Annotated in this window: 10 protein-coding genes; 5 read left to right on the top strand and 5 right to left on the bottom strand. The window is 64.4% G+C overall.

Features of this window, described 5'->3' with window-relative positions; translation table 11 throughout:
- Nucleotide 1 precedes the first annotated feature (1 nt).
- Nucleotides 2-472 (top strand): MarR family transcriptional regulator, encoded by a 471-nt coding sequence (locus ABJO18_RS08665; protein WP_348508562.1) that lies wholly within the window; start codon nucleotides 2-4, stop codon nucleotides 470-472.
- On the top strand, nucleotides 469-1,647 hold the full coding sequence (locus ABJO18_RS08660) for a CaiB/BaiF CoA-transferase family protein (protein ID WP_348508561.1): 1,179 nt from the start codon (nucleotides 469-471) through the stop codon (nucleotides 1,645-1,647). Before ABJO18_RS08665 ends, ABJO18_RS08660 begins: the two co-directional genes overlap by 4 nt.
- A gap of 74 nt (nucleotides 1,648-1,721) precedes the next feature.
- Here ABJO18_RS08660 and ABJO18_RS08655 read toward each other — a convergent pair whose 3' ends face one another.
- The gene (locus tag ABJO18_RS08655; protein WP_348508560.1) at nucleotides 1,722-1,919 is read right to left on the bottom strand and encodes a CsbD family protein; all 198 of its coding nucleotides are present in this window, start codon (nucleotides 1,917-1,919) and stop codon (nucleotides 1,722-1,724) included.
- 868 nt (nucleotides 1,920-2,787) lie between these two features.
- Nucleotides 2,788-4,845, bottom strand: a complete 2,058-nt coding sequence (locus ABJO18_RS08650) for a 3-hydroxyacyl-CoA dehydrogenase NAD-binding domain-containing protein (protein ID WP_348508559.1) — start codon at nucleotides 4,843-4,845, stop codon at nucleotides 2,788-2,790.
- 224 nt (nucleotides 4,846-5,069) lie between these two features.
- On the opposite strand from ABJO18_RS08650, the gene ABJO18_RS08645 reads away from it, so the two are divergent.
- Nucleotides 5,070-6,845 carry an AMP-binding protein gene (locus ABJO18_RS08645; RefSeq protein ID WP_348508558.1) on the top strand — a complete coding sequence of 592 codons (1,776 nt, stop codon included), beginning with the start codon at nucleotides 5,070-5,072 and terminating at the stop codon, nucleotides 6,843-6,845.
- Between the two features lie 11 nt (nucleotides 6,846-6,856).
- On the top strand, nucleotides 6,857-7,999 hold the full coding sequence (locus tag ABJO18_RS08640; RefSeq protein WP_348508557.1) for a DUF3089 domain-containing protein: 1,143 nt from the start codon (nucleotides 6,857-6,859) through the stop codon (nucleotides 7,997-7,999).
- 69 nt (nucleotides 8,000-8,068) lie between these two features.
- Here ABJO18_RS08640 and ABJO18_RS08635 read toward each other — a convergent pair whose 3' ends face one another.
- From ABJO18_RS08635 to ABJO18_RS08625, 3 genes are read right to left on the bottom strand one after another with little or no spacing between them, the layout of a single operon-like run.
- Nucleotides 8,069-8,845 carry a thioesterase family protein gene (locus tag ABJO18_RS08635; protein ID WP_348508556.1) on the bottom strand — a complete coding sequence of 259 codons (777 nt, stop codon included), beginning with the start codon at nucleotides 8,843-8,845 and terminating at the stop codon, nucleotides 8,069-8,071.
- On the bottom strand, nucleotides 8,842-9,789 hold the full coding sequence (locus ABJO18_RS08630; RefSeq protein ID WP_348508555.1) for an aldo/keto reductase family protein: 948 nt from the start codon (nucleotides 9,787-9,789) through the stop codon (nucleotides 8,842-8,844). The genes ABJO18_RS08635 and ABJO18_RS08630 overlap by 4 nt, the downstream gene beginning before the upstream one ends.
- A 3-nt stretch (nucleotides 9,790-9,792) precedes the next feature.
- The gene (locus ABJO18_RS08625) at nucleotides 9,793-10,080 is read right to left on the bottom strand and encodes a DUF1330 domain-containing protein (protein ID WP_348508554.1); all 288 of its coding nucleotides are present in this window, start codon (nucleotides 10,078-10,080) and stop codon (nucleotides 9,793-9,795) included.
- A 334-nt stretch (nucleotides 10,081-10,414) separates the two neighbouring features.
- Between ABJO18_RS08625 and ABJO18_RS08620 the strand changes: the two genes are divergently transcribed.
- Complete coding sequence (locus ABJO18_RS08620) at nucleotides 10,415-11,671, top strand: TetR/AcrR family transcriptional regulator (RefSeq protein WP_348508553.1); 1,257 nt, start codon at nucleotides 10,415-10,417, stop codon at nucleotides 11,669-11,671.
- Nucleotides 11,672-11,712: the final 41 nt, after the last annotated feature.

Here is an 11,712-nt window from a genome sequence, read left to right as displayed (position 1 = left end):
AATGAGCGATCACGACGAAATTCTCATTGCCCTGCGGCGCATCACCCGCGCCATCGACCTGCAGTCGAAACGTCTGGTGAAGGCGACGGGCCTCACCGCGCCGCAGCTCGTCGTGATCGACACCTTGCGCAAGGGCGGAGAGATGTCGCCCAGCGCCATCGCGCGGGCCGTGTCGCTCAGCCAGGCGACGATCACCTCCATCCTCGACCGTCTGACCCAGGCCGGGCTGGTCGAGCGGGTCAAGAGCGACAAGGACAAGCGCGTCATTCTCGCCCAGCTGACCGACAAGGGCCGCGAAGCCGGCGACAATTCGCCCGAATTGCTTCAGGCCGGTTTCCTGCGATCCTTCCGCACACTCCAGCCGTGGGAACAGAACATGCTGATCGCCTCGCTCCAGCGCATCGCGGAACTGATGGACGCCGAGGACCTGGACGCCTCGCCCTTCCTCGATACCGGCGAGATCGGCCGATGAGCACCGCCCTGCCCGGGGGCGCTCAGACGGGGGGCGCCCTGGACGGTATCCGCGTCGTCGAACTAGCCCGCATCCTCGCCGGTCCCTGGATCGGCCAGACGCTCGCCGATCTCGGCGCCGATGTGATCAAGGTGGAAAGCCCCGCCGGCGACGATACCCGCACCTGGGGCCCGCCCTGGATCGACCATGCCTCCGGCCGCGCCGCGGCCTATTACCACTCGTGCAATCGCGGCAAGCGGTCGGTGATCGCCGATTTCCGCAATGCGGACGATCTGGCGATGGTGAAGGCGCTGATCGGCACGGCCGACGTGGTGGTGGAAAATTTCAAGGTGGGCGGACTGGCCAAGTTCGGGCTCGATTATGACAGCCTGAAAGCCGAGCATCCGCGCCTCGTCTACTGTTCGGTGACCGGTTTCGGCCAGACCGGCCCCTACGCCCATCGCGCCGGCTATGACCTCGCCATCCAGGCGATGAGCGGTGTCATGGACCTGACCGGTGAGCCGGACCGTCCGCCCCAGCGCCTCGGCGTCGCCTTTGCCGACATCTTCACCGGCCTTTACGGCACGATCGCCATCGAGGCCGCCCTCCTCCAGCGTGAGCGCACCGGCAAGGGCCAGCATATCGATATGGGCCTGCTGGACTCGATGATCGGTGTGCTGGGCAATCAGGCGATGAACTATCTGGCCACCGGCAAGTCGCCCAAGCGGATCGGCAATGCCCATCCCTCCATCGTGCCCTATCAGGAATTTCCCTGCTCGGACGGGCATATCATCATCGCCTGCGGCAATGACGGCCAGTTCGAACGCCTCGCCGGCCTGCTCGGCCTCGGCGAGGACGCGCTCGCGGAAAACCGTACCAATGCCCAGCGCGTCGCCAATCGCGAGCAACTGACGACGCATATCGCCAATATCATGCAGCACAATTCGCGTGGTTTCTGGCTCGACGCACTGGAGCAGGCCGGCATTCCGGCCGGGCCGATCAACACCGTTGCCGAAGCCCTGGACGATCCGCAGGTCGCCCATCGCGGCATCCTCATAGAACGCGACGGCATTCCCGGCATCCGCAGCCCGATCCACATGTCCGGCGCCCCGGTCGGCGAGACCGGCCGCTCACCCGGCCATGGCGAACACACCCGGGATATCCGCCGCGAACTCGGCCTCGACGGGGACGATTAGGCTTCCGGACACGACAAGGCCGGGCCCGCCTGTCGGCAAACCCGGCCTTCGTCATGGGCGCTTGGCCGCCGCGATCAGAGACTGTCGATCCAGTCCTTCACCTCGCGCTCGGCCTCTTCCTTGTCCTTGCCGTAGCGTTCGCGGATCTTGCCGGCAAGCTTGTCCGCATCGCCTTCGACGACGGCCATATCGTCTTCGGTCAGCTTGCCCCACTGGCGCTTGGCGTCGCCGGTGAATTGTTCCCATTTGCCTTTCAATTGCGTGGCATTCATCGAACATCTCCTTTTCAGCGTCACCAAAGCAACGCCCATAGACGGGAGGCGTTCCGGGAGCGGCCGAGACAACACGGAAAAGGAGCATTTACACACAATGCAATCATAATAATATGAAAGGGCGCCCGAACACCCAATGCCGGCAGGCGTCGTATGAATTTCCAACACCTTCTCGGCCTGCATACCGGTTCCCGGACGGACACGATGGTCGTCTGCAATGTAGACCCGGCTGTCTCGGTCTATCTCGGGAGCCGGACGAACAGGGTACTTCTATCCTACGAAACCGTACAAAAGCAGCTGGCACACCACCCTGAACTTCCGATCAGCCACTATCAGATCGTCCATTCTGCGCTGCGCCTGGGCGCGTTCCACCGCTGCAACAAGAGGCCCAGGGCAGCCGTCGTTCTGTACGTCGACACCCGCCAGTTCCACACGGTTTTCCGGCTATACGTAAAGGGAACCGCATGCGGCCGCGAAATCTACCTCGTTTCGCTGACCAGAATTAATGATCGCGTCTACCGAAAGGAACTTCGAAAGGGTCGCCGTGTGCTGCGCGCACATCGATAAAGCCGTCACATCAACAAAAAAGGGGGCCGAAGCCCCCTTTGTGTGAGATGGGGCCTGCCATGAACCCCATAAAGCGCTCCTGCAGTCCAAACGGACGGCAGTGCTACGGCAGGCAGAATTTCACCGCGTCACTCACACCCGCACTATAGCGCAACTTCGCGCGCAATGCACCCGGAAACCCGCCCTTCCGGGAAAGGCGCCGGATCGCCGGCTCCCGCCGCCGAAACATCATCCGCAAACAAAAAAGGAGCGGGCCCGGGGAGTTTTGGGACCCGCTCCTTTGCGTCCAGGGACGGCTGACCTAGTTGAAGGTTTCGCCCTTGGCCGCCTTGTCTTCGAGCAGTTTGCAGATGTCCGGCTCGGCGCCCGCTGCGGCGGCATGCGCCTTCAGGCCGGCGACGACCTTGTCCAGCCCGATCGTGTCGGCCCAGAACATCGGCCCGCCGGTATAGGCCGGCCAGCCATAGCCATTGATCCACACCGTATCGATGTCGGAGGCGCGCTGGGCCATGCCCTCCTCGAGGATTTTCGCGCCCTCATTGATCATCGGGAAGAGCAGGCGTTCGCGGATTTCATCCTGCGAGAATACGCGCTGCTCCAGACCGGATTTCGCCGCGAATTCGTCGATGACCGCCTCGACCTCCTTTGACGGAGACGGCCGGCGGTTCTCGTCGTAATCGTAAAAGCCCTTGCCGGTTTTCTGGCCGCGGCGGTCGCGCTCGCACAGCACGTCGCGGATGGTCTCGCTCTTCGAATTCGCCTTGTCCCAGCCCAGATCGAGACCGGCCAGGTCCGACATCTGGAAGGGGCCCATCGGCATGCCGAAATCGGTCAGCGCCTTGTCGACATCCCAGGGCTTGGCGCCCTGCAACAGCATGGCCTGGGCGGCGCGCTGGCGCGGCGACAGCATACGGTTGCCGATAAAGCCGAAGCACACGCCGGAGACGACCGCCACCTTGCCGATCTTCTTGGCCAGATCCATCGCCGTCTTGAGCACGGCCGGCTCGGTCTTTGCCGCGCGGACGATTTCCAGCAAGCGCATCACATTGGCCGGCGAGAAGAAGTGCAGGCCCAGCACCGAACCCGGCCGTTTCGTCTCGGCCGCCATCTCGTCGACATTCAGATAGGAAGTGTTGGACGCCAGGATGGCGCCGTGTTTGACGATGCCGTCGAGCTTGCGGAACACGTCCTTCTTCACATCCATGTTCTCGAACACGGCCTCGATCACCAGATCGCAATCGGCCAGATCGTCCATGTCGAGTGTAGGCGTGAGCAGGCCCATTGCCCGCTCGACCTGGTCGGCCGTGAAGCGGCCCTTGGCGGCCGAGCGCTCGTAATTCTTGCGGATGATGGAGACGCCGCGATCCAGCGCCGCCTGTTCGCGCTCCAGAATGGTGACGGCATAGCCGGCGGTGAGGAAATTCATCGCGATCCCGCCACCCATCGTACCGGCACCGAGAATGCCGACCTTCTTGACCGGCAGCACCGGCGTGTCGGCCGGGATATCGTCGATCTTGGCCGCCGCCCGTTCGGCAAAGAAGACATGGCGCAGCGCTTTCGACTGCGTGCCGGTGACCAGCTTTCCGAACAGTTCACGCTCCTTCTTGACGCCTTCCTCGTAAGGCAGGTCGATCGCGGCCTTCACGGCTTCGATACAGGCCTCCGGCGCCTCGAACCCTTTCAGGCGGCGCATCTGGGTCTTGCGGAATTCGTCGAAGAAATCGCTGTCCGAAGCGATCTCGCCGATCTTGTCGGTCCGCTTCGAGGACACCGGGTGGTCTGCCTTGCCGATCACGCTGCGGGCAAAGGCCACACCTGACTCGGCCAGACCGTCTTCGGCCACCAGCTTGTCCACCAGGCCGATCTTCTCGGCCTGGGCCGCCGGGATCGGATTGCCGGTGACGATCATGGGCAGGGCGTCTGCCACGCCGACCACGCGGGGCAGTCTTTGGGTACCGCCGGCGCCGGGGAGGATGCCAAGCTTGACCTCGGGCAGTCCGAGCCTGGCAGAGGCGACGGCGATCCGGTAGTGACACCCCAGCGCAACTTCCAGCCCCCCGCCCAGCGCCGTGCCGTGAATGGCCGCGATGACGGGTTTCGCACTCGCTTCGATGGTGTCGATGACTTCTGGCAGGGAGGGGCCGACCGGCGGCTTGCCGAACTCGGTGATGTCGGCACCGGCAAAGAAGGTCCGCCCCTCACAGCAGATCACGACCGCCTGGATGGCATCGTCGCCGGCGGCCTCGGCCATGGCCGCTGCCAGACCGGCGCGGACGGCCTGGCCCAGCGCGTTGACAGGCGGATTGTTGGAGGTCACGACCAGGACCTCGCCTTCCCTGCGTGTGGTGATCACGGACATTGCCGTCTCCTGTTGTATGGGCCGTTCCGGCGCCCCGTGCACCGGCGGCCTTTGATGTTCTGTGGTGAAAGCGCGCACCGCGATGGATGCATACCCTTCATTCGATATCGTTGACAACCGCCTCAATGCGACTGGCTTTTAGCTTAAGCCTTGTGCCCCATCCCGATCAACACTATCGTTCAACCAACAAACACAATCGCAAACCGAAAACAGGATTGCCGGGGATGGAAAAGCAAACCGGGGCGTCCGACGCGGCGCCGGCATACCAATTGCCCGAAGGCTGGCCCGCCGCCTCGATCGGCGCGATCAAGCAGGCTCTCTGCGCACCAGGTGCGCGCTTCGAGATGGAGACGGTCGAGATCCGCGGTGTCCCGACGCGCGTCTGGAAGAACGCCCTGCCATCCCTGCCCGACCTCGCCCGCCATGCCCGCGCCACGCATCCAGACCGGCTTTTCACCATCTATGAGGATGAGCGCGTCACCTACGACGCCTGGTTCCGCGCCACCGCCACCCTGGCCGCCGAGCTGGCGCGGAGCGGTGTGAAGCCCGGCGACCGGGTCGCCCTGTCGATGCGCAACCTGCCGGAATGGCCGGTCGCCTTCTTCGCCATCACCAGCCTCGGCGCGATCGCCGTACCGCTGAACGCCTGGTGGACCGGCGCCGAGCTGGCCTACGGCCTGTCCGACAGCGGCGCCCGCGCACTGATCTGCGATGCGGAACGCTGGGAACGGATCGCTCCCGTGATGGGCCAGCTTCCCGGCCTCGACACCGTCCTCGTCAGCCGCTCGAATATCCCGCTCGCCGCGCCGGCCCGCCGGCTGGAGGATGTGATCGGCGCACCGTCCGACTATGTCACCTTAAGTGACACGGACCTTCCCTCTATGGGGCTCGAACCGGACACTTATGCGACCATTTTCTACACCAGCGGCACCACCGGGCACCCGAAGGGCGCGCTGGGCACCCATCGCAACATTCTCACCAATATCTTCTCCTCGGCCTACTCCGGTGCCCGCACCTTTGCCCGCCGCGGCGAGGTGCCGCCGGACCCGGTGCCCAAGACGATGCTGACCGTGATCCCGCTGTTTCACGTCACCGCCTGCAATGCCGCACTGATGGGCGCCATCTTTGCCGGCAACACCATGGTTTTCATGCGCAAATGGGATCCGGTCGACGCCTTCCGCATCATCGAGCGCGAGAAGGTCAATGTCACCGGCGGCGTTCCGACCATTGCCTGGCAACTCATCGAACACCCCGACCGCGAGAAGTATGACCTCTCCTCGCTGGAATCGATCGCCTATGGCGGCGCCCCCTCCGCGCCGGACCTCGTGCGCAAGATCCGTTCGGTGTTCGGTGCGCTGCCGGGCAATGGCTGGGGCATGACCGAGACCTCGGCCACCGTCACCCACCACGCCTCGGAGGATTATCTCAACCGGCCCGACAGCTGCGGCACGCCGGTTGCCGTCTCCGACATCAAGATCATGAGCCCGGACGGCACGCGCGAACTGCCCGTCGGAGAAGTCGGCGAGCTTTGGGCCCGCGGCCCGCAGATCGTCGCCGGCTACTGGAACAATCCGGAGGCCACGGCCGAGACCTTCATCGATGGCTGGGTGCGCACCGGCGACCTTGCCCGCATCGACGAGGAAGGCTTCTGCTACATCGTCGACCGCGCCAAGGACATCATCATCCGCGGCGGCGAGAACATCTATTCCAGCGAGGTGGAGAATGTCCTCTACGACCACCCGGCCGTCACCGACGCCGCCCTGGTCGGCATCCCCCATCGCACACTGGGCGAGGAACCCGCCGCCGTGGTCCATCTCGCCCCGGGGATGAGCGCGACCGAAGCCGAGCTGCAGGACTGGGTGCGCCAGCACCTGGCCGCCTTCAAGGCGCCGGTGCGCATCCTCTTCACCAGCGAGACCCTGCCGCGCAATGCCAATGGCAAGATCATCAAGAGTGAACTCAAACCCATGTTCGACAAGGAGGCGGCCGAAGCCGTCTAGGGGAGACCTGCATGCTGTTTACGACACTCGTCCTGGCCGGCGCTGCCAGCCTGGCCCAGCCCGCCGGCTATACGCCGCCGAACTATGACGCCGCGGAAAACTGGCTTTGCCGGCCCGGCCGCGAGGACGCCTGCACGATCGATCTGGACACCACGATCGTCCATGCCGACGGCACGACCGAAATCGAGACCTATGAGGCCGCGGACGATCCGGCTGTCGACTGTTTCTATGTCTATCCGACCGTCTCGAACGACCCGGGCGGAAACAGCGACCTCGTCGCCAATGACGAGGAAAACCGCGTCATCGCCGCCCAGTTCGCGCGCTTCGGTTCGGTGTGCCGCACCTTCGCGCCGATGTACCGCCAGGTCACACTGACCGCCCTGCGCCAGATGATGGCCGGCAATACCGAAACCGGCGCCGACGGGATGCAGGCCTACATGGATGTCCGTGCCTCGTTCGCCCACTATCTGGAGCACGACAATAACGGCCGCCCCTTCGTGCTGATCGGCCACTCCCAGGGCGCCCGGATGCTCGAGGCGCTCGTCAAGAACGAGATCGACGGCCAGCCGGCGCAGGAACGGATGCTGTCGGCCATGCTGATCGGCTTCAACGTCACCACGCCCGTCGATGCACCGCTTGGCGGCTCCTTCGAGGCTGTCCCACCCTGCGCCGCGCCGGACGATACCGGCTGCTTCATCGGCTATGTCACCTTCCGCGCCGACGCGCCGCCGCCGGAGGGCTCGCGCTTTGGCAAGGTGAGCGATCCCGCGCTGGAGGTGGCCTGCACCAATCCGGCCGACCTTGCGGGCAATGCCGACGCCCCGCTGGGCGCCTATCTCGCAACCGGCGGCGCCTTCACCTCTTCGGCCGAGGCCGGGCCCTGGATCGAGGACGGACCGGAGATCGAGACGGACTATGTCCGCGTGCCCGGCCTTCTGACCGGTGAGTGCGTGAACAGTGAGGCCGGTCACTATTTCGCCGTCACGGTTCATGGCGACCCGGACGACCCGCGCGCCGACGATATTGTCGGCGATGTGGTGACGCCAGACGGCATCATCCTCGCCGACTGGGGCCTGCATCTTCTGGATGTCGGCATCGCCCAGGCCGATCTCATCGATCTGGTGGAAAGCCAGGCGGCCGCCTACGGCCGCTAACCGCTTCCTCTTGTGCAAAAGGCGGGCTTGCGGGCCCGCCTTTCTTTTTGCTTCCGCTGAAAATCCCGGTCAGACGAAGATCGCCACGCTCTGCATGCCCGTCACGACTGGCTGGCGGTCGGCATTCCACAACTGCATCACCTGACTGGACGAGCCGTCGCGCACGAGATCGGCGGTCGAGCGAGACAGCCACCAGCCATCCCGCGTGACCGGTTCTGCGGTGAGCACATTCAGCATCCAGGTCATCGAGCTGATCGGGCCGGGCTTTTCGAACAGAGCCATCGCCGCGGGCGGCAAGGCATCGCCGATCGCCATCAGCTCGACCATCGGATGCAGGCCGTCGCGCTCTTTCAGGCGCACCCAGCGCATGAAGTCCGGCGTGTGCCTTTCCTCGATCGGCAGGGCGTGGCGGTATTCCAGGTTGCCGGTGAAGAATTTCGGATCCGGATTGGCCATGGCGGGCGCGGCATCTTCCGGAGCCGGCGCATCGGGGCGGGCCGCGTCGGCATAGTCGATGGCCGACTCCAGGGCCGTCATGAAGACAAAGAGCGCCTTCAGGCCCAGCTTGCCCTCGCCGAAGACATTCGCCTCGATATAGGCTGCCGTGCGGCCGCGGCGCAGAAGGCGGGTCTCCACCGTCACCTCGCCGGCCAGCGGTCCGACAAAGGCGATCTGCGCCGAGCGCAACGGCGGCAGGTCCGGCTGCGACCGGATTGCGGCCTCCAGGGCCAGCGCAGCGGACAGGCCGCCATAGGCCGTGCGGCCCTGCATCCAGGTATCGGGAACACGCGCCGTCAGGGTGTTCTCCCCCGTTTCGGCGCCAGCAAGAATATCGACCAGACTCACGCTCTCGGTATCTCCGCAGCTATGGCTTCCGCCTTTTCGAACAGGGCCGGATCGATCGTGAGGCCCGAGGCCGCCACATTGGCCGCCAGTTGTTCGGGCCGGCTGACGCCGACGATGGCGGAGGCAACATTGGGTTCGCGCAGCACCCAGGCAAGGGCAAATTGCGCCATGGAGACACCGGCCTCCCCGGCCAGCGGCTTCATCCGGTGCACCGCCTCGATCACTTCCGGCCGGTTCCAGTGCCCCATCTGCCGGTTCATCTTGTCGCTGGAGGCACGGCTGTCCTGCGGCGGGGTATCGCCCGGCACATACTTGCCCGACAGCACGCCCTGGGCCAGCGGCGACCAGACGATCTGGGAAATCCCGTTTTCGGCACACAGCGGAATGACCGCCTTTTCCGGCCGCCGCCAGAGCAGGGAGTATTGCGGCTGGCTGGAGACGAACTTCTCGACGCCGGGCAGGTCCAGAGAGTCCTGGATCTGTTTCGGCGACCATTCAGAAAAGCCGATATAGCGGACCTTGCCGGCCTTCACGGCATCGCTCAGCGCCTCCATCGTCTCTTCCAGAGGCGTGTCCACGTCATAGCGGTGGCACTGATAGAGATCGACATAGTCGGTGTTGAGACGTTTCAGCGAAGCATCGAGCTGTTTCTCGATCTGGGCGCGGGACAGGCCGTAATCGGTCTCGCTCATCGGCACGAAGACCTTGGTGCCCAGGATATAGCTGTCGCGCGGCCGGTCCTTCAGCGCCTCGCCCAGCAGGCTCTCCGCAGCGCCATAGCCATAGGCATTGGCCGTATCGATGAAGTTGATCCCCAGATCGAAAGCCTGGTCGAGACTGGCGATGGCCTTCTCGCGCTCGATGCCGACACCGAAGGTCAGCCAGGTGCCGAGCGAGATTTCCGAAACGGTCAGATCGCTGTCGCCGAGTTGCCGGTACTGCATGGCCTAAAACCCCTTGATCATGATGGCAGTGGAGCGCGCGCCCGCACGCCTGTCTTCGGAGATGGCCTGGTAGTCCGGCCCTTCGAGGAAAGCGCGTGCTGCGGCCTCATCATCGAAGGCCATCACCACGACCTTGTCGCCGGACCACTCGCCCTCGAGCACGACCGGGGCTTCATCGGCCGCCAGGACGCGAATGCCCTTCTCCATGAAGAGTTTTGTCGCGGCCGCCTGATAGGTGCGGTAGCGGGCCTCGTCGGTAAACTTGAGCTGAGCGATGACATAGACGGTCATGACAGGCGCGCCTTCATGCCCTCAATCGCCGCCCGGCCTTCCTGGCTGAACAGGGACATGCCCCCTCCCTCGGATTTCTGGCTTGCGCACGGATCTCTCCTACCCGTGCACCACAACCGGCACGCTACAGCATACTCATTCTTCGGTAAACACGGGAGCACCCTGCTCAACCGTGAGAATTTCCCCTGTTTCACGGACGCATAGACACTGGACGGGTGGCGGAATTTTTTCAACGAAATCCGTACCGCTTCTGTTATACTACGCGTAATGGAGGTGAAGCAGTGAAGCTCTCCACTCGCGTGACGATAGGCGCGAACTCTGCTAAGCGAATGATATGAATGCGACCCCTGACACACTGGACAGCGCGAAGACGCGCCGCTTCCAGGAGAAACGCGAGCGGATCCTCGATGCCGCCGCCACCCTGATCAACCGGCACGGCGTGCGCGGCATGACCTTTGTCGATGTCGCACAGCTGGTGGACCTCAACACGACCAGCATCACCTATTATTTCAAGCGCAAGGAATTGCTGGCCTCGGCCGTGCTGGAGCGCTCGCTCGAGCGGATCGAGGCGCTGATCGAGGATGCCGCCCAAGGCCGCACGCCGCAGGAGCGCATCGCCCGCTATATCCGCAGCAATTTCGAGCTCCAGGCCGCCATCAATGCGCAGGAAGAGCGCCCGGTCGCGGTGCTCTCTGACATCCGCGCGCTCAACGAGCCCTATAATTCCGACCTGACGGCGCGCTATGTCCAGGTCTTCCGCAAGCTGCGCACCTTCTTCGACCCGCCGCGCAATGACGAGGAAAAGGTGCTCGGCACGATCCGCGCCCACGTGCTCGTCCAGAACATGTTCTGGCTGCCGGCCTGGATCTCGCAATACTCAACCGGCGACTATGACCGTGTCTGCAAGCGGCTGATCGAGCTGTTCGAGACCGGCTTTGCGCCCAAGGGCTCAAGCTGGGAACCGCGGCTGCTGCAGATCGACGAGTCCTCGCTGAGGGTCGGGATCGAGGGCATGCCGGGCAATTTTGCCCGCGCCGCAACCTTCCTGATCAATGAACGCGGCTATCGCGGCGCTTCGGTCGAACAGATCGCGTCCGAGCTGAACGTCACCAAGGGCAGTTTCTATCACCACCTGGAAGCCAAGGACGAGCTGGTGCTGGAATGCTTCCGGCGCAGCTATGGCCGTGTCTCGCTGGTCCAGCGCGCCGCCGTTCGCGCCGGTGGCAGTCATTGGGAACAGCTGGCCTCCTCGATCGCGACCCTCTTGGACATCCAGCTCTATTCGGAATTCCCGCTGGTGCGCACAACCGCGCTGCAGGCCCTGCCGAACGAGCTGCGCAATGACGTCATCGCCCAGTCCAACCGCATGGCGCGGCGCTTTGCCGGCATGATGATCGACGGCATCACGGAAGGCTCGGTCAAACCCATCGATCCGCTGATCGCCAGCCAGGCCGTCATGGGCTCGCTGAACTCGGCCTATGACCTGCGCAACTGGATCCAGCGCGTGCCGCCGGCCCAGGCCTTTGCCTACTACGCCTCCACGATCGCCTACGGGCTGTTCTCCGACCCGCCCAAGGCCTGGCCGCGCTGACCCGCTGCTTGACCCCACAAAAAGGCCCCGGTCGCACGACC

Source organism: Maricaulis sp., from assembly GCF_039978735.1.
Classification (GTDB): domain Bacteria; phylum Pseudomonadota; class Alphaproteobacteria; order Caulobacterales; family Maricaulaceae; genus Maricaulis.
The sequence above is the reverse complement of the archived record's forward strand: the minus strand, read 5'-3'. Positions and strand labels throughout refer to the sequence as shown.

Coding starts and splice junctions, on each gene's coding strand:
- ABJO18_RS08665 (WP_348508562.1), top strand. CDS start 2: ATGAGCGATCACGACGAAATTCTCATTGCCCTGCGGCGCATCACCCGC.
- ABJO18_RS08660 (WP_348508561.1), top strand. CDS start 469: ATGAGCACCGCCCTGCCCGGGGGCGCTCAGACGGGGGGCGCCCTGGAC.
- ABJO18_RS08655 (WP_348508560.1), bottom strand. CDS start 1,919: ATGAATGCCACGCAATTGAAAGGCAAATGGGAACAATTCACCGGCGAC.
- ABJO18_RS08650 (WP_348508559.1), bottom strand. CDS start 4,845: ATGTCCGTGATCACCACACGCAGGGAAGGCGAGGTCCTGGTCGTGACC.
- ABJO18_RS08645 (WP_348508558.1), top strand. CDS start 5,070: ATGGAAAAGCAAACCGGGGCGTCCGACGCGGCGCCGGCATACCAATTG.
- ABJO18_RS08640 (WP_348508557.1), top strand. CDS start 6,857: ATGCTGTTTACGACACTCGTCCTGGCCGGCGCTGCCAGCCTGGCCCAG.
- ABJO18_RS08630 (WP_348508555.1), bottom strand. CDS start 9,789: ATGCAGTACCGGCAACTCGGCGACAGCGATCTGACCGTTTCGGAAATC.
- ABJO18_RS08625 (WP_348508554.1), bottom strand. CDS start 10,080: ATGACCGTCTATGTCATCGCTCAGCTCAAGTTTACCGACGAGGCCCGC.
- ABJO18_RS08620 (WP_348508553.1), top strand. CDS start 10,415: ATGAATGCGACCCCTGACACACTGGACAGCGCGAAGACGCGCCGCTTC.